This window comes from Clostridium sp. MCC353 (assembly GCF_018785315.1).
GTDB lineage: Bacteria > Bacillota > Clostridia > Lachnospirales > Lachnospiraceae > CHH4-2.
Window position 1 is genome coordinate 26,322 of sequence record NZ_WQPN01000022.1, and the last position, 23,261, is coordinate 49,582.

Annotated in this window: 21 protein-coding genes; 19 read left to right on the forward strand and 2 right to left on the reverse strand. The window is 44.6% G+C overall.

Going from position 1 to position 23,261, the window contains the following annotated elements:
• The 9 genes from GPL15_RS05500 to GPL15_RS05540 all read left to right on the forward strand — a co-directional run bounded on the left by GPL15_RS05500 (position 1) and on the right by GPL15_RS05540 (position 8,221).
• Entirely contained in the window at positions 1-1,140 is a 1,140-nt protein-coding gene (locus tag GPL15_RS05500) for a toxic anion resistance protein (protein WP_215696788.1), read from the forward strand.
• A 20-nt stretch (positions 1,141-1,160) separates the two neighbouring features.
• Positions 1,161-1,742: a TerD family protein gene (locus GPL15_RS05505; protein WP_215696789.1), complete on the forward strand. Its 582-nt coding sequence runs from the start codon at positions 1,161-1,163 to the stop codon at positions 1,740-1,742.
• A gap of 9 nt (positions 1,743-1,751) precedes the next feature.
• Entirely contained in the window at positions 1,752-2,333 is a 582-nt protein-coding gene (locus GPL15_RS05510; protein ID WP_215696792.1) for a TerD family protein, read from the forward strand.
• 9 nt (positions 2,334-2,342) lie between these two features.
• Positions 2,343-2,948, forward strand: a complete 606-nt coding sequence (locus GPL15_RS05515; RefSeq protein WP_215696794.1) for a TerD family protein — start codon at positions 2,343-2,345, stop codon at positions 2,946-2,948.
• Between the two features lie 12 nt (positions 2,949-2,960).
• Positions 2,961-3,551 carry a TerD family protein gene (locus GPL15_RS05520; RefSeq protein WP_215696796.1) on the forward strand — a complete coding sequence of 197 codons (591 nt, stop codon included), beginning with the start codon at positions 2,961-2,963 and terminating at the stop codon, positions 3,549-3,551.
• A gap of 82 nt (positions 3,552-3,633) precedes the next feature.
• Positions 3,634-6,291, forward strand: coding sequence for a calcium-translocating P-type ATPase, PMCA-type (locus GPL15_RS05525; protein ID WP_215696798.1), 2,658 nt, complete (start codon positions 3,634-3,636; stop codon positions 6,289-6,291).
• Positions 6,292-6,360: 69 nt separating this feature from the next.
• On the forward strand, positions 6,361-7,116 hold the full coding sequence (locus GPL15_RS05530; RefSeq protein WP_252198114.1) for an HAD hydrolase family protein: 756 nt from the start codon (positions 6,361-6,363) through the stop codon (positions 7,114-7,116).
• Between the two features lie 312 nt (positions 7,117-7,428).
• Positions 7,429-7,743, forward strand: coding sequence for a hypothetical protein (locus GPL15_RS05535; RefSeq protein WP_215696802.1), 315 nt, complete (start codon positions 7,429-7,431; stop codon positions 7,741-7,743).
• 211 nt (positions 7,744-7,954) lie between these two features.
• Positions 7,955-8,221, forward strand: a complete 267-nt coding sequence (locus GPL15_RS05540) for a hypothetical protein (RefSeq protein ID WP_215696804.1) — start codon at positions 7,955-7,957, stop codon at positions 8,219-8,221.
• A 233-nt stretch (positions 8,222-8,454) separates the two neighbouring features.
• Here GPL15_RS05540 and GPL15_RS05545 read toward each other — a convergent pair whose 3' ends face one another.
• Positions 8,455-9,336, reverse strand: a complete 882-nt coding sequence (locus tag GPL15_RS05545) for an aldose 1-epimerase family protein (protein ID WP_215696806.1) — start codon at positions 9,334-9,336, stop codon at positions 8,455-8,457.
• Between the two features lie 17 nt (positions 9,337-9,353).
• Positions 9,354-10,382 (reverse strand): LacI family DNA-binding transcriptional regulator, encoded by a 1,029-nt coding sequence (locus GPL15_RS05550; RefSeq protein WP_215696808.1) that lies wholly within the window; start codon positions 10,380-10,382, stop codon positions 9,354-9,356.
• 277 nt (positions 10,383-10,659) lie between these two features.
• Here GPL15_RS05550 and GPL15_RS05555 point away from each other — a divergent pair, with 277 nt between their 5' ends.
• From GPL15_RS05555 to GPL15_RS05600, 10 genes are all read left to right on the forward strand, one after another.
• On the forward strand, positions 10,660-11,748 hold the full coding sequence (locus tag GPL15_RS05555) for a class I mannose-6-phosphate isomerase (protein WP_215696810.1): 1,089 nt from the start codon (positions 10,660-10,662) through the stop codon (positions 11,746-11,748).
• Positions 11,749-11,849: 101 nt separating this feature from the next.
• The gene (locus GPL15_RS05560; RefSeq protein WP_215696812.1) at positions 11,850-13,028 is read left to right on the forward strand and encodes a diphosphate--fructose-6-phosphate 1-phosphotransferase; all 1,179 of its coding nucleotides are present in this window, start codon (positions 11,850-11,852) and stop codon (positions 13,026-13,028) included.
• A 31-nt stretch (positions 13,029-13,059) separates the two neighbouring features.
• Positions 13,060-13,893: a triose-phosphate isomerase family protein gene (locus GPL15_RS05565; protein ID WP_215696814.1), complete on the forward strand. Its 834-nt coding sequence runs from the start codon at positions 13,060-13,062 to the stop codon at positions 13,891-13,893.
• A 134-nt stretch (positions 13,894-14,027) separates the two neighbouring features.
• The gene (locus GPL15_RS05570; protein ID WP_215696816.1) at positions 14,028-15,527 is read left to right on the forward strand and encodes a lactate racemase domain-containing protein; all 1,500 of its coding nucleotides are present in this window, start codon (positions 14,028-14,030) and stop codon (positions 15,525-15,527) included.
• Between the two features lie 13 nt (positions 15,528-15,540).
• Positions 15,541-16,362 carry a glucosamine-6-phosphate isomerase gene (locus tag GPL15_RS05575; protein WP_215696818.1) on the forward strand — a complete coding sequence of 274 codons (822 nt, stop codon included), beginning with the start codon at positions 15,541-15,543 and terminating at the stop codon, positions 16,360-16,362.
• Positions 16,363-16,378: 16 nt separating this feature from the next.
• The gene (locus GPL15_RS05580) at positions 16,379-17,536 is read left to right on the forward strand and encodes a class II fructose-bisphosphate aldolase (protein ID WP_215696820.1); all 1,158 of its coding nucleotides are present in this window, start codon (positions 16,379-16,381) and stop codon (positions 17,534-17,536) included.
• Between the two features lie 269 nt (positions 17,537-17,805).
• Positions 17,806-18,954 (forward strand): DUF262 domain-containing protein, encoded by a 1,149-nt coding sequence (locus tag GPL15_RS05585; RefSeq protein ID WP_215696822.1) that lies wholly within the window; start codon positions 17,806-17,808, stop codon positions 18,952-18,954.
• A 1-nt stretch (position 18,955) separates the two neighbouring features.
• Entirely contained in the window at positions 18,956-20,050 is a 1,095-nt protein-coding gene (locus GPL15_RS05590; protein ID WP_215696824.1) for an AAA family ATPase, read from the forward strand.
• A complete protein-coding gene (locus GPL15_RS05595) occupies positions 20,031-20,906 on the forward strand; it encodes a type II toxin-antitoxin system RelE/ParE family toxin (RefSeq protein ID WP_215696826.1) in 876 nt (291 codons plus the stop codon). Before GPL15_RS05590 ends, GPL15_RS05595 begins: the two co-directional genes overlap by 20 nt.
• 195 nt (positions 20,907-21,101) lie before the next feature.
• The gene (locus GPL15_RS05600) at positions 21,102-23,000 is read left to right on the forward strand and encodes a hypothetical protein (protein ID WP_215696828.1); all 1,899 of its coding nucleotides are present in this window, start codon (positions 21,102-21,104) and stop codon (positions 22,998-23,000) included.
• Positions 23,001-23,261: the final 261 nt, after the last annotated feature.

Here is a 23,261-nt window from a genome sequence, read left to right on the forward strand (position 1 = left end):
ATGGGATTAGATTTTAGCAAGTCATCGACACAGCAGCCTCCAGTGGTGGAGCAGAAGAATGAAATTGAAGTGGTGGAGCAGTATGATATCAGCGCGGACAGGCAGCAGATGAACGCGGCTCTGGTCAATTCACCGGAAGTGGATGCGTTAGTCAGCACCATTGAGATCGATAATCTGGAGACGATCGTATCCTTTGGCGCGGAGGCGGCAGAGGAGATATCCAAGGCTTCCGACGTGGTGCTCAACAGCATGAACATGTCTCAGCTTGACAATTCCAGCCAGATGCTGAATACCTTGGCAAAGATCATGTCCAAGTTTGATATTGAAGAGATCAAAGACAATCCGGGACTGTTTGGAAAGCTGTTCGGAAACCTCAGAAAACAGCTGGACAAGATTCTCGACAAATACCATACCATGGGCGAGGAAGTGGATAAAATTTACGTCCAGTTAAAGCAGTATGAAGCGGAAATCAAACAGTCCAACAGGAAATTAAACCAGATTTTTGAAGCAAATGTTAACTACTACCACGAGCTGGTGAAATACATATTGGCCGGTGAGCAGGGATGCCGGGAGATTGAAGCCTATATCGCCCAGCGGCAGAGTGATATGGAGGCCACCGGCGATAACTCCATCCAGTTTGAGATCCAGAGCCTGCAGCAGTGCCTCATGATGCTGGAGCAGAGAACCCAGGATTTGAGAACGGCGGAAAACGTAGCCATGCAGTCCATACCGATGATCAAGACCATGGAATTCAGCAATATGAATTTAGTCAGAAAGATCAATTCTGCGTTCATCATAACCCTGCCTGTATTTAAACAGGCCCTTGCCCAGGCTATTATGCTCAAGAGGCAGAAAATCCAGGCGGAAGCCATGTCCGCACTGGATGAGAAAACCAATGAGATGCTGATCAAGAATGCGAGAAATACCGCGGAACAGTCGAAACTGACTGCCAGACTGGCGTCGGGAAGTTCCATTAAGATTGAGACATTGGAAACAACTTGGAGAACAATTGTGAATGGTATTGACGAGACGAAGCAGATCCAGGAGAACGCCAGAAGGCAGCGTTTGGAAGATCAGGCCAGACTGGAAAATATCAAGACAGAGTTTAACAAGATGTATCACATGCCAAATAAAAAATAATATACCAGGAGGAAAAAGTTATGCCAATTAATTTGTCAAAAGGTCAAAAAGTAGATTTAACAAAAGGAAATCCAGGTTTGAAAAATCTTATGGTAGGCTTAGGCTGGGATGTCAATGCGTTTGATTCCGGATTCGACTTTGACTTGGATGCAGCGGCATTTTTGCTGGGTGAAAACGGCAAATGCCCAACTGAGAAAGAGTTTGTCTTTTATGGAAATCTTGCCCATCCAAGCGGTTCCGTGAAACATATGGGCGATAACTTAACCGGAGAAGGCGATGGAGACGATGAGCAGATTCAGGTGGATTTGAGCAAAATACCTGCCAATATCTCCAAAGTAGCATTTACCGTAACCATTTATGATCCTGAAGCCAGAAGACAGAATTTCGGACAGGTTTCCAATGCGTTTATCAGAATTGTGGATGAATCAAACGGCCAGGAATTGATCCGTTACGATTTGGGAGAGGACTTCTCCATAGAAACAGCGGTAGTTGTAGGCGAGCTGTACAGAAATAACGGCGAGTGGAAGTTCAATGCCATCGGCAGCGGCTTCCAGGGCGGACTGGCTGCATTGTGCGGCCATTATGGAATTGATGTTGCATAGGAGGATGACATGCCGATTAATTTACAAAAAGGACAGAAAGTAAGTTTGACAAAAGGAAATCCGGGCCTGACCAAAGTTGTGGTGGGCTTAGGATGGGATATCAACCAGTTCGACACCGGCGGGGATTTTGATCTCGATACGGCTGCATTTTTACTGGCTGACAGCGGAAAGGTGACAAGGCCGGAAGATTTCGTATTTTACGGCAATTTGCAGCATCCGTCAGGCGGTGTTTTACATATGGGCGATAACTTAACCGGCGCGGGAGACGGGGATGACGAGCAGATCAAGATTAATCTTTCCTTGGTTCCGGCCAATGTTTCCAAAATCGCGTTTACGGTAACCATCTATGACGCGGAACAAAGACGCCAGAATTTCGGCCAGGTGAATAATGCGTTCATCAGGATCTATAACGAAGAAACCGGGGAAGAACTTTTGAGATATGATTTAGGCGAAGATTTTTCCATAGAGACAGCCGCGGTATTTGGGGAATTGTATAAAAACGGAAGCGAATGGAAATTTAATGCCATTGGAAGCGGTTATCAGGGCGGCTTGGCGGCTCTTTGCGCTAATTACGGTGTTGATACAGAATAGGAGATAATTATGGCGATCAGCTTACAAAAGGGGCAGAAAGTGAATCTGCAGAAACGGTCTTCTGCAGGCTTAGGCGAAATACTTGTTAATTTGAACTGGAATTCCAAACCGGTGAAAAAGGGGTTATTTTCGGGGTTATTGGGAGGCGGCCAGGGGATCGACCTGGATCTGGGCTGTTTGTTTGAATTAAAAGACGGAAGAAAAGGGACGGTCCAGGCGCTGGGCAATGCGTTCGGTTCCTTAAACCAGCCGCCTTACATCGCGCTGGATGGTGATGACAGGACCGGAGCGGCAGCGGCAGGAGAAAATCTCCGGATTAACGGAAATCAGATTTCCAATATCAAGAGGGTCCTGGTTTATACGTTTATCTATGAAGGCGTGGCCAATTGGCAGCAGGCTGACGCGGCGGTTACAATTAAGTATCCGGGAGCGGAAGATATTTTTGTGAAGATGGACGATTATAACTCTTCACATAAGATGTGCGGCCTGGCGCTCTTTGAGAATGTGAATGACGAGACATTCAGCGTGGAGAAAATCGTTCAGTTCTATCCTGGACATGAGGCCCTTGATCAGGCGTTTCACTGGGGGCTCAGATGGAAAGCCGGACGTAAATAGGAGGAAAATAAAATGTCAATTAGTTTACAAAAAGGACAAAAAGTCAGTTTGTCAAAAGATAATGCGGGACTTTCCAAGGTGATCATCGGGTTAGGCTGGGATGAGGTACAGCAGTCCAGAGGAGGGCTTTTCGCGCCAAAACCGCAGCCCATTGACTGTGACGCGTCCGCCATCCTGTTAAAAAATGGCAAGTTTACGGATAAAGCGGATGTGGTTTATTTTGGTAATTTAAGGCATAAATCGGGAACCGTCCAGCATATGGGAGATAATCTTACAGGTGCGGGCGATGGGGATGACGAGCAGATCATTGTTGATTTAGCCAGCGTTCCGGGAGAATATGACAGAATCGTAATCGTCGTAAATATCTATCAGGCGGTTAAGAGAAAACAGCATTTTGGATTGATCCAGAATGCGTTTATCCGGTTAGTGGATGCCAGAACCAATTCGGAGATGTGCAAATATAATTTAACGGATAATTATTCAGGTATGACAGCCATGATTTTTGGTGAAGTGTACAGACACGGCAATGAATGGAAGTTTAACGCCATCGGACAGGGCACCAATGATCCTGGAATCGGCGAGCTTGCCAGCAGATATCTTTAAATAATACTAGTTAGAGCAAAAGGAGAAACTGCCTTTATGACAAGTTTCTTCTTTTGTTCCATATGCGTTCAGGAGGAACAACATGAAGTTTAATGGGCTTACCGATAAAGAAGTCGAATTATCGCGCCAAAAATACGGGTCAAATGCAATACCGGATTCAGAACCAACCACATTTTGGGAGGAATTTAAAGAGACATTCAGCGATCCCATGATCAAAATACTTTTAGCCATCGCGGCGCTCATGATCGGGATGTTTTTTTTCGGCTATGCGGAGATTTATGAGCCGGTAGGAACGATCGTAGCCGTACTGATTGTAGCGTTTGTTTCAGCTAAAACAGGCGTCGCAAGTGATACGAAATACAGGGAACTGAAAGACAATACAAAAAAAGACCAGTGCAAAGTCCATAGGAACGGCATGATAACCGTTATCAATGTGGACGATGTGGTGGTAGGAGATAAAATCCTTCTGCAGTCGGGAGATAAAATTCCGGCCGACGGCGTATTGCTGGCGGGCAGTCTGAATGTGAATAACTCCGCCCTCAACGGAGAAGCGGAGGAATGCAAAAAGACGGCGGCAACGGAAGATTTTGTGCTGGCCGACGAGATTACAGGGGACACGTTTGTAGACAAACATTCCCTGTTCCGCGGGGCCGTTGTATTCGACGGAGAGGGCGTTTTAGATGTCAGAAAAACCGGATTGAATACAATGATGGGGAAGATGGCTGAGGAGATGCAGGAAGACGACCTGGATTCACCGTTAAAGGTGAAGTTAGGCAAACTGGCCCAGCAGATTTCCACATTTGGATATATCGGAGCTATCGTTATTGCAGTCTTATATTTTGGCTATTTCATCACGTCGGCCGGAGGCTTTTCCAGCTATTTTTCCATGGGAATCGAAGAAATCATAAAAGATATAGTGGAAGCGGTGTCCCTGGCTGTTGTAATCATTGTGTGCGCTGTGCCTGAAGGGCTTCCGCTGATGATTTCACTGGTGCTCATGCAGAATACGAGCAAGATGCTGGATCATAACGTTTTGGTGAGAAAAGCGGAAGGTATCGAAACCGCCGGTTCCCTAAACATTTTATTCAGCGATAAGACAGGCACCATAACAAAAGGCATGCTGGAAGTAGTAGACTTTTTTACGGCTGATGGAAATTCCATTGAGCTGAAAGATTTGAGTAAGCACAGCAAAATAAAAGGGCTTGTGGATCTGGCGATTGGTAAGAATTCCCAGTCCATGTTTGATGCGGAACACCGGGTTATCGGCGGCAATGCGACGGATCAGGCTTTAATGAAATTCATTGGAGAAACTACATTCAGGATATTGGACGAAGACCGGGAATGCATCGTAACCTGCTGTCAGGGATTCAATTCCAGCAATAAATTCAGCCAGGCCAGACTTGACCACCTTGGGAAAACCTTCTATAAGGGAGCTCCGGAGCGTTTGCTGGCAGTGGCGAAGAAGTATTTGGACAGCGAAGGTGAAATCAGGGAGATCGATCAGAACGTGCTGAACAGGAAGATTGATGAACTGGCATCCAAGGCCATGCGTGTGCTGGCATTTGGCTATTCTGAGAAAAAACTGGTGGAGAATACCATCAATGATGATATTGTCATTATCGGACTTGTGGGAATCCGCGATGATGTGAGGCCGGAGGCCAAAGAAGCCATTGAGGAAGTGCAGAGCGCCGGCATCCAGGTTGTCATGATAACAGGAGACCGTCTGGAAACCGCAATTGCCATCGCGAAAGATTCAGGCCTGCTGAAAAACAGTACGGACAAGGCGTTGTCTTCAGCACAGTTGAACGAAATGTCGGATGAAGAGGTTAAAAAGATTATACCGAATATCAGGGTGATTGCCAGAGCGCTGCCCACGGACAAATCCAGAATGGTCAGATTGTGCCAGGAGATGAATTTAGTCGTAGGTATGACGGGCGACGGTGTAAACGATTCACCGGCGCTGAAGAGAGCGGATGTGGGCTTCGCCATGGGAAGCGGTACGGAAGCGGCCAAAGAGGCTGGAAAGATTGTTGTTCTGGACGATAACTTTAAGTCCATAAAAGACGCCATCTGGTATGGAAGGACGATCTATCACAATATTTTAAAATTCTGTAAATTCCAGCTGGTGATCAATGTTGCTGCCGTAGTGGTAAGCGCCATTGCCCCATTCTTTGGGATTGAAGAACCTCTTAAAGTTACCCATCTGCTGTTTGTTAACCTGGTAATGGACGGCTTGGGTGCGATCATGCTGGGGAATGAACCTGCGCTTGAAAAATATATGAAAGAAAAGCCCAGAAGAAGGGATGAGAATATCGTAAGCAGAAAGATGATGGCTCAGATTCTCACCATGGGCGCGTGGCTGACGGTGATCAGTTTTGTATTTTTGAAACACCCCTTCTTTTCCTCATTTTATGCGAATGAAGCGGAACATTTAACAGGATATTTCGTGTTGTTCATCGTGAGCGCGCTGTTTAACGGATTTAATGTGAGAGATGACGGGTTCGGTATTTTTAAGGGACTGAATGAGAATACAGGCTTTTTAAAAGTATTCTTTGCGATTATCCTGGTTCAGGCGCTCATAGTCAATTCAGGCTTGGTGCCTCTGCCGGTGTTTGAATGGATCGGCAATATGTTCAGCTGCGTTCCATTTGGCATCAGGGGATGGGGAATTGCGTTTGTACTTGCATTTACCATGATCCCGGTGGACATGATCAGAAAAACCATTGTTAATAAGTTATAATTACTGCGGATGTGTGATACAATTGTGTCACACATCTTTTTTGGGAAAATTAATGTGGGAAGGATTGGCATGATGATATTTAATTCAGATTTGGATAATACATTGATCTATTCATATAAACATAATATCGGGGAAGATAAAGTCTGTGTTGAGATCTATCAGGGCAGGGACATCTCATTTATGACCGGGAAATCTTATGAACTGCTAAAAATGGTGCGGGAAAAGACAATATTTGTTCCGACCACAACCAGAACCATTGAACAATATAACAGAATTGATTTGGGAACCGGCGCCCCTCCTTTTGCTCTGGTCTGCAATGGGGGAGTTTTGCTGGCTGACGGGGTTGAGGACGAAAGCTGGTATCAGGAATCCCTTGACTTGACAGCGGATTCCGGGAATGAATTAGAAAAAGCGGCCAGGCTGCTGAAGCAGGACCCGGACAGGTCATTTGAGGTCAGAAATGTAAGGAATCTGTTTTTGTTCACTAAGAGCGAAAAGCCGGAAATGTCCATTAAACGGCTGTCGGCCGTTCTTGATATGGATTTAGTGGATGTTTTTAATAATGGCCTAAAAGTCTACGTGGTGCCCAAACGGCTGGATAAAGGGACGGCGGTAAAAAGGCTGAAAAAAATGCTTCATGAAGGTAGGGTAATCGCAGCAGGAGACAGTGAATTCGATGTGCCGATGCTGAAAGCAGCGGATTACGCAATTGCGCCGGAGAAGCTGGCTGAACGGTTTGCTCTAGGGGATGAGGTTATACGTTTGAGGGAGGGAATTGTGTTTTCGGATGGGGTGCTGGAGTTTATATTGAGACAATTGCTTTAGATGTATACGTTACGCTGAAAGTGGTCAATTAAATGCAATTTATGGTAGTCAGGTGTTTTTTTTACATTAACCCTGAAGGCATTTTCGAAAATGCCTTCAGGGTTAATGTCATTTTTTATCCCCCCTTCCCTCAAATCTTTATCTATTACAGCTATGAATCAATTAAATAAAGATTGATCTCCACAACCCCTTGAAGCCTGGGAAAAAATTTGATATACTGGATTAACATTCATGGAATCTCCATTCGGAGATATCTGGCGGTTCTGCCATATTTTCCAATGAAAAGAATTTAATAGCAGAAGGAGGAAGTTTATGGCAGAAAAGGATCTGTACATAAAGAAACTTTTAGAGGATAAAGTTCGTTTCGCCGATTTTAATAATGAAGTTATATTTGGTGGGATACCGGTTTTAGATGCAGACGATTTGGAGCTGATTCCAAATGAGAACGGGATTATTACAGTGGATGAAGGCGGAAAAAAGCTGGTGGTGCAGCGCAGAAGAGATATGGTAATGCAGGCAAGTGACAAACTAGGTATAGGTTTTGCAATATTAGGATGTGAGGGCCAGGCTAACATACATTATGGGATGACAGTTAGAAAAGTGGGACGGGCCTTTATGTCTGCATGAAATGCTGGGATTGGACGGCTGTGATGAGCACCTGGACGGCCTTAGGAAATTCATACCGGATTATCGAATAAACCTGGTGGATGTAAGGGATTATGAGACAATGGGCCGGTTTCAGTCGTGTTTACAACATATATTCAGTATGTTAAAATATAATATAGATAAGAAAAAACTATATGAATATGCCCGGCTTCACCGGGAAGCCATTCGTGAGATGGATTACGATTCGGCGATGGCAATGCTGGTATTGCTGGGAGAACAGAAACGGATGGCGAAAATTTTAGATAATTCAGAGGGAGAGGAGGAGTTTGATATGTGTCAGGCTATTGATGAATTGATTGCGGATGGTGAAGCAAGAGGAGAGCTGCGTTATAGTCAATTAATATTGAAACTGGCGGAAGAGGGTAAAAGCGAAAAAATTATTAAGGCGGCTTCCGATCCTGATTTTTTAAAACAACTTTATCATGAATACGGTATCTGAAGTTTTGATAAAATAAAGTTATAATGGGAGGCTGCAAAAACAAAAGTTACTATGTAGCTGTCTTTGTATCATGGAAGTGAATTTATATCGTCCTGGTAAGACATAAGCTGTCTGTGGAGGGAGAAAAAATGTGGCATCAAATACGGAATTGACGTATTGTGCTTTATTATGGTCAATCCCGTATTGTGGTCAATCCTGTATTGTTGCCGCTCTCTCCCTTCTGCCCATATGATTTACAGAATCCTCACACCCAAATGATAAGATCTGCTTTCTCCCAATTCCAACTTCTGAACATGGTGTTTATGTGTGAATTCATCATCCTCATCGCTGCAGATTGCCGATCCATTCCAGGGTTCGATGCAGAGGAACGGGGCATTTATGTGGTCGGGGGTCCAGAAAGCGATGGTTTCAAAATCCGGATAATCCACTTCCACACCCCTGTTTGTCTTAGGGTTAACCAGAGCAACTTTTCTGGATTTGATGGATTCGAAAAATACGGCGTTGTTATCAAATAAATGATAGTCTAAAGGCAGACGGCGGCTGTGATCGATCAGAAGTATGTGGCGGCTGTGGTCATATTCCTGTTTTTCCATATTATGAACCGTACAGGAAGCGGTTTCTTCCTGCTCAAATTCCAACACATAATCTTCAAATTTTTCTCCGTCTTCCATAGGGCATATGAAGCCGGGATGAGCGCCGATACAGTAGTAGATCGGGCGGCTGTCCGTATTGTCCACTTTATAATCCATGGACAGGACGCCATCATTCAGGCTGTAAGTGAGGGTGAGGCGGAACTCATAGGGATACATGGTTTTGGTGATCTCTGTATCAGTGATTTCAAAGGAGGCGGAATCGGAAGACTGAGCCGTCACTTTAAAATCAGTTTCTTTACAAAAGCCGTGTTTGGGGAGTTCATACCAGACGCCTTCAAACATGGTTTTATCATTTCTTGAATTTCCCACGGCAGGAAATAACAGAGGGGAACAGCGGGACCATACGGAGGGATCGCGCTGCCAAATGTACTCTTTGCCGCTGCTGTCCTTCAGCGAGATTAACTGTGCGCCGAAACTGTCAATTACAGCGGTTGTTTTGGAATCCTGGATTGTTATTAACATAGTTATTTTACCTCTTTTCATTTTTTAGATGTATAAACCGCGCAGCTTTCCCTGTTGGCAATGTAAAAGGGAAGGTTCATTTTAATTGGAAGACGGTGTCCCCCCTCGATCCGGTCAATCAGTATTTTGGCTGTCATCTGCCCCATTTCTTCCACAGGAATATGTACTGTGGTCAGCATGGGAGTCAGATACTGGGCCGTATCGATATCGTCAATACTGATGATGGAAATGTCCCCGGGTATGTTGAAACCGGCTTCCTGTACTGCATGCATTGCCCCGATTGCGGTGATGTCATTGCTGCAGAAGAAAGCGGAAACGTCCGTTTTCTTTTCCAGCAGGCGTTTGGCGCCCTGGTATCCTCCTTCGGAAGAGAGAGGGACGTTTACCACATACTCTTTCTTGAGCGGCAGTTTGCGGGAGGCCAGTGCGGAGCAGTATCCGGTATAGCGGTCCTCTGCCTCGGTTTCGCCTATATAGGCGATTCGCGTATGGCCAAGCTCCATCAGATGTTCCATGGCGGCCAGGCTGGCCTGGTGTCCGTCGCAGATAATCTGGTCGTACTTTGCCTCCAGGTTGTTGAGCCCTGTGTAGGCAACATAGTTAAAATATTTCTTCAATGTCCCCAGAAGCTGCTTGTCACACCGTCCCAGAATTACCACCCCATCCACGTGGTTATCCGTAATCAGGCGGAAGGTGCTGGGATGATTGATGTCAAAGGAAGAAAATGAGTATTTTAATACATAATTGTGCTTAAACGCTTCCTGTTCAATACTGCGTGCCAAAGAGGAGAAAAAAGAATCAGTCATGGAATCCGGGGTCCGCGCAAATAAACATGCGATGGAACGTGACAGCGGCTCTGGTGTTTCAACATGTCCTTTTTTCAGATCGCGGGCAGTCGGATTAGGCGTATACCCAGTGCGGCGCACGATTTCCCATATTCTGTCCTGGACTTCTTTGCTGGCGGCATTTGTGCTGTTTTTATTCACTACGCGGGATACCGTAGAGATGGATACCCCGGCCTCTTTAGCTATTTCTTTTAATGTCATGGCAATAAACCAACCTCCCCGCGGCGAAATGAATATCTGTCTTTCTATAACAGCTTTGACGGCGGATCTTCTTGGCCGAAAAGGCCGTCTGGGCGGTTACATCTTTATTGTATAGAATAGATGAAAAAAATGCTATGGCAATATACCCAAACGTTTGCGTAAAAGAATGTGAAAAATAACAGGATATTTTGTATAATGAAAGCATAAAAAGATCGTGAAAATTCAGGCCGTGACAACCGGAAACAGTTGAGAAAGGCCGGATGGAGAGGAGAACGGATTGGAAGCAAAACTATTTGAAAAGCCGTGGCGTTTGAAGACAAACAAAATACAATACCTGATAAAGGGAGGGGAGCTGCTGAAACGCTTTTTTGGGTATGAAGACGAGGGAAATTTGTGTTCCCAGGTCTGGATTGCATCGACGGTAACGTCGTCTGTTAATGGAAATGAAGGTCTGTCACAGTTGGAAATGGGGGACGAAGACCGGTATTTAAAAGATATAATCGATGAATATCCCGTTCAGATTATGGGAGAGGAGCATGTAAAAAGATGGGGGACATCCACAGGCGTTCTGATCAAGATGCTGAATTCCTGCGACCGCCTTTTAGTACAGGCCCACCCCGATCAGGAGAAGGCGAAGAAGTATTTTCATTCTGATTTTGGAAAGACGGAAAGCTGGTATGTGCTGGATTTGGACACAAAGACAGAATCCCCTTGTATCTACGCGGGATTCAAACCGGGAGTAAACCGGGAAATGTTCCGCCGCCTGATTGAAATCCAGGATACAAAAAAGATTCTGGACTGTTTGTACCGTTTCGAAATTCAAAAAGGGCAGGTGATTTTTATCCCGGCGGGACTGCCGCATACGCTGGGGGAAGGAAGCCTGATGATCGAGATTCAGGAACCGGTGGACATTACGCTGAGAGCTGAACGGATCAGGCCTGACGGGAGCGTGCTGCCGGAAGAATCCCTTCACAGCGGCATCGGCCTGGAAGCTCTGCTGGACTGTTTTGATTTTACGGTCAGAAGCGAAGAAGAGACAAGAGATAAGATTTTTCAGCCCTCCCGGATGTTAAAGAAAGAAGCGCATGTGAGTGAAGAAGTGCTGATCGGACCGGAAACGACAACCCGCTTCGGCATGAACCGGATACGGATGGATGGGACGGAAGGAAGAAAGACCTATTCAAAAGAGAATGGAGCATTTACAATCGTCTTAGTGACGGAAGGAAGCGGCAGGATCGTGACGGAGGCGGGAGAAGAACCGCTTAATAAGGGAACGGAATTATGGCTTCCCAATGGGGTGAAAACATACCGGTATGAGACCGGTGAGAAGCTGGAAATTGTGGAATGTTATCCCCCGCAAACCTAAGACAAACGTTTGAGTAAAAAGTTATTCAAATGTGGCCTTTTTGTGTTAAGATAGGAGTATATGAGAGAATAAAAAGTAGAAGAGGAAAGGCGGTAAGCACGATGGAGAATGTTTTGGTTGTCCACGGCGGGGGACCAACAGCAGTCATTAACTCTTCCCTGTATGGAATTATAGAGGAAGCGAAAGAAAGCGGCAGGATCGATAAGGTATACGGGGCGATTGGAGGAAGTGAAGCTATTTTCCAGGAACGTTTTCTGGATCTGATGCAGTTTCCGGAGGAGAAGCTGAAGCTTTTGCTGGAAACACCGGCAACAGCCATCGGTTCTTCCAGATATGCCCTGGAAAAAGAAGATTATGAAGCCATGGTTGGCATTTTTAAAAAGCACGATATTAAGTATGTGCTGTTAAACGGCGGAAACGGGACCATGGACACATGTGGAAAGATTTATGAAGTGTGTAAGAATGAAGGGATCTGCGTGGTCGGAGTTCCGAAAACAGTGGATAATGACATTGCCATTACGGATCATACGCCTGGATTTGGAAGCGCCGCAAGATACATAGCCGCCACAACGGAAGAGGTGGGAGCGGATATTAAATCACTGCCCATCCATGTATGCGTGATCGAGGCCATGGGCAGGAATGCGGGATGGATTACCGCAGCGTCCGTATTAGCCAGGAAGAAACCTGGAGACGCTCCCCATTTGGTCTATCTGCCGGAACGGGCATTTAATGAAGAAGAGTTTTTGGAGGATGTGAAACGGCTTTACGACCAGCTGGGCGGAGTGGTGGTCGTTGCCAGCGAAGGCCTGAGGGGAGCGGACGGTGAGCCGATCGTGCCTCCGATCTTTAAATCAGGACGGGCAACTTACTACGGAGACGTGAGCGCTTATCTGGCCAATTTGGTTATTCAGAAGCTGGGAATTAAGGCGAGAAGTGAAAAACCCGGAATCTGCGGCCGTTCTTCCATCGCATGGCAGTCGCCAGTGGACCGTGACGAAGCGGTTCTGGCCGGCAGAAAGGCACTGCAGGCGGCATTAAACGGTGAAAGCGGCGTAATGGCCGGCTTTATCCGGGATGAAACCGAAGATGGGTCGTATAAGATTCATGTCCGGATGATTCCGATTTCAGAAGTGATGCTTTATGAAAAAGTGCTGCCGGAAGAATACATCAATGAACGGGGCAATGACGTGACAGAAGAGTTTGCAAAATGGTGCCGTCCGTTAATCGGGCCGGAACTGAGAGATTTTATTGATTTCCAGGAATACATGGATAAAAAATGATGCGGCAGGAAGAGGAGGGACTTAGATCGATATGAAACACATTTTTCTGAATTTAAAAAGGTTTGACATTCCAAAAGACAAGGGAGGGGTAAACAGCATTGCCCCCATTCAGGAGTGGGGAAAGTATATTGTATCCAATACACAGGAGCAGTTAAAGGCGTATGCAGGTGAAGATGTGGAATTCGTTATGTATTTTCCGGAGGCGCATTTAATATCTGCGGCAAATGCATTGGAAGAAAACAGCATGGTTCAGGTTGGATGCCAGAGCGTATACCGCGAGGATACGGCTGTGGGCGGCAATTTTGGAGCATTTACCACCAACCGGACTGCCAATGCCGTGAAAGCTATGGGATGTACATCCACAATTATCGGACATTGTGAAGAGAGAAAAGACAAAGCGGGAATTCTTTCAGAGGCCGGGGTGACTGATACGGCGGCAGTGAACCGCCTGCTGAATAAGGAGATTAAAGCGGCTATCAAGGCGGGGCTTTCCGTATTATACTGTATCGGTGAATCTTCAGAGGAACAGCCCAGGTGGCAGGAAGTTTTGAAGGAACAGCTCAGTACTGGGCTGGATGGAGTGGATACGTCTAAAGTGACCATCGCTTATGAGCCGATTTGGGCCATTGGGCCAGGCAAGATTCCGCCGGATCAGGAATATATCACCATGATCGGAAGTTTCATTAAAGAAGTGACAGGCGGCCTGGATGTGGTATACGGCGGCGGATTAAAGGTGGATAATGCCAAGATGCTGGCCTCCATTCCAGTGATGGACGGCGGGCTGATCGCCTTAACCAGATTCCAGGGCGAGATCGGGTATTATCCGGATGAATATCTGGAGATTATCAGAACATACTTTTCCTAATTTAAAGTAAAGCGTGAAGGCATTTTTGAAAATGCCTTCACGCCTGATGTAAATGATGCAAAACACACCTGATATAAAAAAATAATCACGCCTCTTATCAAAGGCGCCCCAAATCAAAAAAGGAGAGTACACATATGAAATTATCATTCGAATACGGCCAGGGCCTCATGACAGCAGATTTACCGGACAGCACCGACGTCTTTATTCCAGGAGAAACCGTTTTAGATCCGCCTTATATCCCGGAAGACCAGCTGATCGAAAAAACACTGGAATCCATCAGAAATCCTATGGGCATGGACCCATTGTCCAAACTGGCCCATAAGGGATCAAAAGTTACCATTATTTTCCCGGACCGCGTAAAGGGCGGAGAACAGCCCACCTCCCACAGAAAGATTTCCATCAAACTGATCTTACAGGAATTATATGACGCAGGCGTGGAGAAGAAGGATATTCTTCTGATCTGCTCCAACGGTCTGCATAGAAAGAACACGGAAGCCGAGATCCGCGGCGTTCTGGGAGACGAACTTTTCAATGAATTCTGGTATACTCATCAGATCATTAACCACGACAGCGAGGACTATGACCATTTGGTAGACCTTGGAACTACAGACCGCGGTGACCCTGTCATCATGAACAAATACGTTTATGACAGCGATGTGGCGATCCTCATCGGCCATACCCAGGGCAACCCTTACGGCGGATATTCAGGCGGTTATAAGCACTGCGCAACAGGTATTACCCATTGGCGTTCCATCGACTCCCACCATGTTCCGGAAGTTATGCACAGAAAAGACTTCACTCCGGTCAGCGGAAAGTCCCTGATGAGAACTAAATTCGATGAAATCGGTCAGCACATGGAAAAATGCATGGGCAAGAAATTCTTCTGCTGTGATGCGGTTCTGGATACCAAATCAAGACAGATCGAAATCAACAGCGGATATGCGGCAGTTATGCAGCCAAAATCATGGATTATGGCGGACAAACGTACCTATGTTCCGTGGGCTGAGAAAAAATATGATGTTATGATCTTCGGTATGCCTCAGTTCTTCCATTACGGAGAAGGCATGGGCACCAACCCGATCATGCTGATGCAGGCCTTATCCGCCCAGGTGATCCGCCATAAGAGGATCATGAGCGATAACTGTGTTATCATCTGCTCTTCCATCTGCAATGGTTATTTCCATGATGAATTATGGCCATATACAAGAGAAATGTATGAGATGTTCCAGAAAGACTATATGAACACTCTGCCTGATATGAACCGTTACGGAGAGTATTTTGCGACAAATGAAGAGTACATCCGCAAATACCGTTACTGCAACGCGTTCCATCCGTTCCATGGATTCTCCATGATAAGCTGCGGTCACATTGCGGAAATGAACACTTCCGCCATCTATCTCTGCGGCGCCCAGGAACCTGGATTTGCCAGAGGAATGGGACTGAAGACGAGAGCGACCATTGAGGAAGCGTTAGAAGACGCTAAGAAGAAATATGTGGGACCGAATCCGAATATCCTGGCCCTGCCTCAGACATTTAAGCTGGGAGCCGTTCATCTTATGATGAAGGATCAGGTTTATGAAGGAAAAGGCGCGGAAGACTGCGGCTGTGCAGCGCATATGATGCATCACAAATAGGGGGCATTGGAAAATGAGACACGAATATTATGATTATGATAAACAAAAGCTTCTGGCAGACCCAAAGATCAAGATGATCTGCATGGAAGACAACAGCCAGGTATTTAAAACCATGGCGGATCAGATGGCGGAGGAAATTGAGGCCCACAATGCAAAGGGCGAAAAGACGGTCTTTATCTGTCCGGTTGGCCCTGTGGGACAGTATCCGTATTTTGTGGATCTGGTGAATACTAAGAATATCAGCCTGAAAAATGTCTGGTTTATCAATATGGATGAATATTTAGACGATGAGAAGCAGTGGGTGCCCATGGACCACCCGCTCAGCTTCCGAGGCTTTATGGAGCGCACTGTTTACTCTAAGATCAAACCAGAGCTGGTTATGCCTGAGGAACAGCGCATTTTCCCGGACCCTCAGAATGTGGGCTATATTCCGGAGTTGATTGAGAAGCTGGGCGGCGTGGATATCGCTTTCGGCGGAATCGGCATCAACGGCCATGTGGCGTTTAATGAAGCGGACCCGTCCCTGAGCAATGAGGAATTTTTAAGCCAGAAGACCAGAGTGCTGAGCATTTCCCCGGAGACCAGGGCGGCCAATGCCATCGGCGATTTTAACGGAGCTTTGGAGGATATGCCTCATTATTGTGTTACCATCGGTATTTATGAAATCGCCCATGCCAGAAAGATCCGTTTAGGATGTTTTAGGAACTGGCACAGGGCTGTGGTGAGAAGAGCAGGATATGGAGAGCCGACTTCTGAATTTCCGGTCAGCCTTTTACAGCGGCATCCTGACCTGACCCTGACATTTACCGATTTTGTTGCAAATCTGGAAGATTAAAAGGAGATAAATAATTATGCCAATGATACCTTTAAGACCTCTCATGGAGGCATCCATCAAATATGGTTTCGGCCAGGGGGGATTCAACGTCAATGCGGTTGCCCAGGCCAAAGCTGTGATTGAAGTTCACGAGATGTTCCGTTCTCCGGCTATTTTGCAGGGGGCGGATCTGGCCAATGGATTTATGGGCGGACGGACTGATTTTATGAACGCCACATTGGAAGATAAGAAAATTGGGGCTAAGAATATTGCTGATGCGGTTAAAAAATACGGTTCTGATTCCGAGATTCCGATTGTGCTTCATCTGGATCACGGCAGGGACTTTGATTCCTGTGTGGCGGCCATTGAGGGCGGATACACTTCCGTCATGATCGACGGTTCCTCTCTTCCGTTTAAGGAGAACATCGAACTGACAAGGGAAGTGGTGAAATATGCTCATGCCAGAGGAGTCAGCGTGGAAGGCGAACTGGGCGTGTTAGCCGGAGTGGAAGATCATGTATTTTCCGCCAGCTCTACCTATACGAATCCGCTGGATGCGGTTGAATTCTTTAAACAGACAGGCGTGGACGCCCTGGCTATTTCTTACGGCACCATGCATGGAGCTTCCAAAGGCAAGGATGTGAAGCTGAGAAAAGAGATTGCGGTGGCGATCAGGGAATGCATGAATCATTTAGGCATTTTTGGAGCTCTCGTTTCCCACGGTTCCTCTACGGTACCGAAATACATCGTGGATGAAATTAATGCGCTGGGCGGGGAACTGACCAATACATACGGAATTTCCATCGAGGAATTAAAGGCTGCTATCCCTTGCGGAATCAGCAAGATCAACGTGGATACGGATATCCGCCTGGCGGTTACCAGAAACATGAAAGAGCTGTTTGCAAAATACCCGGAGAAGAGAACCAGCGCGTCTATCGGAGGCATTTATGAGCTGCTGGAAGCGAAGAAAAACCAGTTTGATCCAAGGGTATTCCTTCCGCCGATCATGGATACGGTTATGTACGGAAATATTCCGGATGACGATGTTGCTGCCATTGTGGACTGCGTGGAGCGGGGCGTGAAAGAAGTGGTAGGCACCCTGATCGTGCAGTTTGGATCATTCGGCAAAGCTCCTCTTGTTGAGTGCGTGAGCCTGGATGAGATGGCTGAGAGGTATAAGAAGGCCGGGATTTAAAGAGATCGTATTTTATTAATCTGGAAGTAAAACTTTAATTAAGCTATGTTGGAATAAAATATTAGATAATTATTAAAGGCTGTTAATAGTTCTATGTGCGGCAGATGGTTGTAAAATCATCTGCCGCATTCTTAAATTTTATAATATTGTAACAGTTCAGACGGCGGGAAAACTGTTACATAATATTTTATAATAGCTTTGGCCTAAATTGCCAAACAATATAAAACATGGTATGATAAAGTAATGGTTAAGTATAGGAGGGGGCCTTAATGGATATATTGTTAGATAATCAGATAACAGAAGAAATTGAGGATGAAACCGTAGAGCACGGATATGAACTGGAGGCTGATGGACGGGAGGAAGAGCAGGTTTATCCGATGAATAAAGTTAAGGTTGATAAGGGATTCTATACGGTATTCGAACTGAAAAGACGTTTCGATGCAAAACCAAAGCGGATTATATTAGATAGCGATTTTCAGCGAGAGAATGTCTGGTATAAAGATAGAAAGTCAGAATTGATAGAAAGTGTGTTAATGGGCCTGCCATTACCTATTTTTTATTTTAATCAAGATAAATATGGGAATTTAATAGTAGTTGACGGACGGCAGCGTTTGGGCGCCTTATTTTCGTTTATAGATGATGAATTTAAACTCAGTAATCTTAAAATATTGCCGGAGGAAAATAATAGAAAATATTCGGATTTATCCCCTGTTTTACGCGGACGAATAGAAGATTTTCAAATTCAGGCGCATGTGATTTTGCCGCCAACGCCGGATAGAATCAAATTTGATATTTTTGATAGGGTGAATCGGGGCGGCGTAACTTTGAATAAGCAGGAGATGCGAAATGCTTTATATCAGGGTGAGGCAACAAGGCTGTTAAAAAGACTGATTGAGAGCGAGGCATTTAAAAATGCAACAGGGGGAGCGTTTCTGAAAGAAAAAAGGATGAAAGACAGGTATCTTTTGACCAGATTTATTACTTTTTTGCTGTATAAGGAACAAAAAATAAAGGATGAAAAAGGAGAACGGTATCTTTATAAAAATGATATAGATGAACTTTTGGGAAACGGTATGGACACTCTAAACCATATGAGCCAACAGGAGATTCAACAAATAGAACAGCTTGTGGTAGAAACACTGGAAAAATCGTATTATTATTTGGGAAAAGATGCATTCCGTTTGACAAAAGGCGTAAAGAGAACACCGATTAATATGAATGTATTTGAGACCGTGATGTATGCCATTCAATATATTCCGGCAGGGCAAAAAATGCTGCTGCCCAAGGTAGAACAGGAGATTTCTCAGCTTTTAAACAGTGCGGAGTTTCGTGACAATATTGGAAATCACCGGGATAGTGCGGAAAAATTGAATTGGCGTTTGAAAGCTGCTGAGAAGATAGGGAGGTCTTTATCCTGACATGATAGAAACTTTAAAGATTAGGAATTTTAAAAGTATAAAAGAAATGCAGATTAATTGTGGCAGCGTTACTCTTTTGGTTGGCACAAATTCATCGGGAAAATCGTCGGTAATTCAGGGATTGCTGTTCGTTGCCCAGAATATGGAAAAACCATGCGGTTTGAATGGCGATTTGATGTCCTTGGGAAGTTTTGAGGAGAACAGGTGTGTATATGCTGATGAAAAGGAGATTACATTTACCATCTGGGATGGAGAACATAAGGTTGATATTGCTTTGCTTCGAAAACTGGGGGAAGAGCCGAGTTTGCGCATAGAAGGCCTTAATCAAAAAGAATGGCCTGATAGATATTCTGGCCTGAATTATAAAAAAAGAGCGTTCCAATACCTGTCATGTCACCGAGTCGGACCTCTGAATGTATATCAGAAAAATATGTCGATGGAAGACGTGATAGGTACAGATGGTCAATATGCAATTGCATTTTTGAATAAACACAGTATTGATGTATTGGAGTCCGGTTTATGTAAAGGAAATGTGGATTATACGTTACTGGGACAAGTGAATTGGTGGTTATCGTATATTACAGATACGGAAATCAGCACCGAAGAAATAAGAGGAACGGATTTGGTTAAGGCATCTTATACGATGCATGATGCAAGACAAATCAGGCCGGCTAATATTGGATCTGGGATCAGCTATCTGGTCAGCATACTGATTATATGTTTATCTTCCCCCCAGGGAGCGGTAATTGCTTTGGAAAATCCTGAAATTCATCTTCATCCGTCTGCTCAGGCGAAGCTGTGTGAATTTTTTTATTTTATATCGGCAACCGGACGTCAGTTGTTTATAGAAACCCATAGCGATCATATTTTTAATGGTTTTAGGGCTGGAATTGCCGCTGAAGAGATGGAAAAGGATAAAATAAAAATACAGTTTATCAGCCTGAACAGGGAACATGTGTCTCAGGCAATGGAAGTACAGATTGGACGGATGGGCAGAATAGAAAACCAGACAAAAGATTTGTTTGATCAGTTTGATTTGGATTTGAATAAGATGATTGGGTTACGGGGGAAAAAGAATGGAGCTAATCCTAAATGAACTGTCTTTTGATGGACAATTTCAGTCTCAAGACGAATTTGCCGATTACGTTTTGGATACTCTAATACCGGTATTGGATGTTGTCATGGAGAACAGAGTTCCATTATTGAAGAAGTCTGATATTTACAATCGCAAAATCACTCGCGAATTGACCATGCAGGATTTACTTATGAGAGCGAATGATCCCTCCATGTCTCTGCTAAAAAGCTGTATTGTAAATCTGGGGTATTGTGAACCATATTGGGATTCTTCTGTGTTAACGGATATGGAGGTGAAGTATGAATATCCGGTATCTGCGGAGGAGCCCAATTGTTTTACAGAGGTGATTGAAAGGGGTGGAAAACTGCTGTCATTACAGCATCGGCTTTATGATGCAGATAAATTTCTTTGCAGAAGAGACGAGGAAGAATTAGAAATTGGCAATATCGTCGAGGTGAAAAAGTTATTAAAAGAAATTTTGCAGGAAGATAAAGGGAAAATACGCTACATAATAGAGAGATACCCATATGAACGTTTGGTGGAGTGTGCGGTGGTAAGCGGCAAATGCTTTGCTGAAGAGGCATTACTTGAAAATAATCTGGAAGTTTGTGATTTGCTGCATGTTATTGAAGTTATCCCACAGTTGATAGAAGATCTTGAACAAGGAAGAAAAAGTAAGTTATGGGATAAGCTGGAGGAAGATGTTTTTGAACTTCGGCTGAATGTAAGTGCAAATCGTATTTTCAGATTATTGTTTGTTCAATACGGCGGGATTCAATTTCTAAATGGTTTTATAAAAAAGACTCAAAAAACACCTGTCGCTGAGATTAAGAGAGCGGTAGAGATAAAAAAACAGATGAAATTAGGGGATATTTAGAGAATCTGTGCGCAGGAGAATAAACTCTCCTGCGTATTTTTTGTTTACCAATGCTTTTTTCCACTGGTACGAAATGACAGGCAGCGGCTGATTTTTTTGACAATAAACCTGACTTTTTTTACAATTCCTCCTTTATAAGGAAAATATTTGGTATATTTGCTGTATACAAGAATGGAGTTAGGAGGATATTACTATATGCAAAAGTTAGATGGTAAATGGAAAAAAATAAAAAAATTTGGTCCGAAAGCGGCTGCTTGTGCCGTAGCAATTTGTCTGGCAGCAGGAAGTGTTCCGTTTACGGCGGACGCGGAAGAGATTGGCAGCCAGATAGAAAATTCAAATGAGATTATTTTAGAAAATAATAGTGCAGAAACAGGCGGAAATAAAACCGAAGTGGGAACGGAAGAAGGAACTGTGGAAGAAACGGAAACAGAGGCCGGAGCTGAGACAGAAGAAGGAACTGAGGCAGAAACGGAAGAAGGAACCGTGGAAGAAACGGAAACAGAGGCCGGAGCGGAAACAGAAGACGGTACTGAGGCGGAAACAGAAGAAGGAACCGTAGAAGAAACGGAAACAGAGACCGGGGCGGAAACAGAAGAGGAAACAGAAACAGGAACGGAAGAGGAAACAGAAACAGGAACGGAAGAAGAAACTGAGGCAGAAACAGAAAAAGAGACTGAGACAGAGATAGAAGAAGAGACAACGGAAGAGACAGAAGAGGGAACCGAGGCAGAAACAGAAGAGGAAAGCAAGGCAGAAACAGAAGAGGAAACGGAAAAAGAAACTGAAACAGGATTAGAAGAGGACACTGAGGCAGAAACAGAAGGTAAAATCGAAGAAGAAATAAAAGAAGGTGATGAGAAACCTTTATTAGAAAATGATCTGCCTAAGGAGTTGAATCAGGCTGCCGCAATAAATGCCACGCCGCTGCAGGTGAATAGCGCTTTACTCAGGGCTGTCGAACAGGATACGGTGATAGAACCACTTGTAGCGTCCGATGATGATGGAAGTATGAAATTTCAATTAAATGGATTTGGATATGATATCAGGGGTTACAGCGGGAATGATGAACTTCGAAGCGCCTTGGGTGGTTATGGTGTATATCTGTCAATAAATGACCGTATAACAGACCTTATGTTTAATGATAATATGAATGCAACAAAAGATAACTTATCCATAACCATGAGGGCGGGTATTGTAAAGATCGATGACATATCTTATGTCAGACTCGTATATTATGTGGAGAATAAAACAGAGGATGAAGAGATAACATTTTCGCTGGGCAGTACTGCGGATACTTGTGTAGGATTTGATGATAAAGCTATTGTGTCAAAGACCGATAATGGTGTTTTAATGCTCGGACGCGAAGATACATGGCTAAAAGACCCAAGCGCGTATATATATGCATTTGTTGTTACAGATGATGATGAAAGCGATGCTTGTGTTGACCGTTGGTGGTATGGCCTGTATTATGACAGGGGAGAAAATCTGTTTGAGGGTGATCTGCCAACAGAGGATTTGAAAGATACTGACAGTGGAATCGCTTATTCATGGCTGGACAAGACTTTAGAAGGAGGTCAGACTGGTACGTATTCTGTCCTCTTTGGAATCGGAAATACGGAAGATTATGCGGAGGTTAAGCCGGAGCCAGAACCAGTTCCAGAACCAGTTCCAGAGCCAGAACCAGAACCGAATCAGCCTGTTGATAAGACAGAATACGAAAGTGAAGACAGCGAAGACTATGATGACACGGAGTACTGGGCCATGGAGAATGGTAAATGGACCTTCACCAATGGAGTATCCTACCGGAACCAGTGGGGATATTTATACTATAACGGAACCTATGGCTGGTATTTCTTCAATCAGGATGGCTATATGGAAACCGGATGGCACACGGAGCCGGATGGAAGAAAGTTCTACCTCAACCCGTCTGAAGACGGAAAACAGGGGCAGATGTTTACCGGATGGAATTTGATTGACGGTAAATGGTATTATTTCAGCCAGGAACATGGTTCGGGCAAAGGACAGCTTCTGGTTTCAACCACTACACCGGACGGATATACGGTAAATGAAAACGGGGAATGGGTACAATAACGGCAAAAGCTGTTATATAGGAAAAGACGTGGAGAGGATATCTTTACGTCTTTTTTTTGAGTATTTTAATCTACAATAAATGAGCAAATTCACATAACATGTACTTGTAAGGTATGAAGTACTTCCTGGCCGTCACCGGTATAGGTGACATGGGATGAAAGTCTTTTATATTGGATATGGCTCCTGCGCTTATTTTAACACCCAAAATCAGCCTGAAAACAACTTGATTATGCAAAAAGTAGCCTGAAATAATCATTTCTT

Bases quoted from the DNA above. Each gene is read 5' to 3' on its own strand.
- GPL15_RS05500 (WP_215696788.1), top strand. From the start codon at position 1: ATGGGATTAGATTTTAGCAAGTCATCGACACAGCAGCCTCCAGTGGTG.
- GPL15_RS05505 (WP_215696789.1), top strand. From the start codon at position 1,161: ATGCCAATTAATTTGTCAAAAGGTCAAAAAGTAGATTTAACAAAAGGA.
- GPL15_RS05510 (WP_215696792.1), top strand. From the start codon at position 1,752: ATGCCGATTAATTTACAAAAAGGACAGAAAGTAAGTTTGACAAAAGGA.
- GPL15_RS05515 (WP_215696794.1), top strand. From the start codon at position 2,343: ATGGCGATCAGCTTACAAAAGGGGCAGAAAGTGAATCTGCAGAAACGG.
- GPL15_RS05520 (WP_215696796.1), top strand. From the start codon at position 2,961: ATGTCAATTAGTTTACAAAAAGGACAAAAAGTCAGTTTGTCAAAAGAT.
- GPL15_RS05525 (WP_215696798.1), top strand. From the start codon at position 3,634: ATGAAGTTTAATGGGCTTACCGATAAAGAAGTCGAATTATCGCGCCAA.
- GPL15_RS05530 (WP_252198114.1), top strand. From the start codon at position 6,361: ATGATGATATTTAATTCAGATTTGGATAATACATTGATCTATTCATAT.
- GPL15_RS05535 (WP_215696802.1), top strand. From the start codon at position 7,429: ATGGCAGAAAAGGATCTGTACATAAAGAAACTTTTAGAGGATAAAGTT.
- GPL15_RS05540 (WP_215696804.1), top strand. From the start codon at position 7,955: ATGGATTACGATTCGGCGATGGCAATGCTGGTATTGCTGGGAGAACAG.
- GPL15_RS05545 (WP_215696806.1), bottom strand. From the start codon at position 9,336: ATGTTAATAACAATCCAGGATTCCAAAACAACCGCTGTAATTGACAGT.
- GPL15_RS05550 (WP_215696808.1), bottom strand. From the start codon at position 10,382: ATGACATTAAAAGAAATAGCTAAAGAGGCCGGGGTATCCATCTCTACG.
- GPL15_RS05560 (WP_215696812.1), top strand. From the start codon at position 11,850: ATGGAGAATGTTTTGGTTGTCCACGGCGGGGGACCAACAGCAGTCATT.
- GPL15_RS05565 (WP_215696814.1), top strand. From the start codon at position 13,060: ATGAAACACATTTTTCTGAATTTAAAAAGGTTTGACATTCCAAAAGAC.
- GPL15_RS05570 (WP_215696816.1), top strand. From the start codon at position 14,028: ATGAAATTATCATTCGAATACGGCCAGGGCCTCATGACAGCAGATTTA.
- GPL15_RS05575 (WP_215696818.1), top strand. From the start codon at position 15,541: ATGAGACACGAATATTATGATTATGATAAACAAAAGCTTCTGGCAGAC.
- GPL15_RS05580 (WP_215696820.1), top strand. From the start codon at position 16,379: ATGCCAATGATACCTTTAAGACCTCTCATGGAGGCATCCATCAAATAT.
- GPL15_RS05585 (WP_215696822.1), top strand. From the start codon at position 17,806: ATGGATATATTGTTAGATAATCAGATAACAGAAGAAATTGAGGATGAA.
- GPL15_RS05590 (WP_215696824.1), top strand. From the start codon at position 18,956: ATGATAGAAACTTTAAAGATTAGGAATTTTAAAAGTATAAAAGAAATG.
- GPL15_RS05595 (WP_215696826.1), top strand. From the start codon at position 20,031: ATGGAGCTAATCCTAAATGAACTGTCTTTTGATGGACAATTTCAGTCT.
- GPL15_RS05600 (WP_215696828.1), top strand. From the start codon at position 21,102: ATGCAAAAGTTAGATGGTAAATGGAAAAAAATAAAAAAATTTGGTCCG.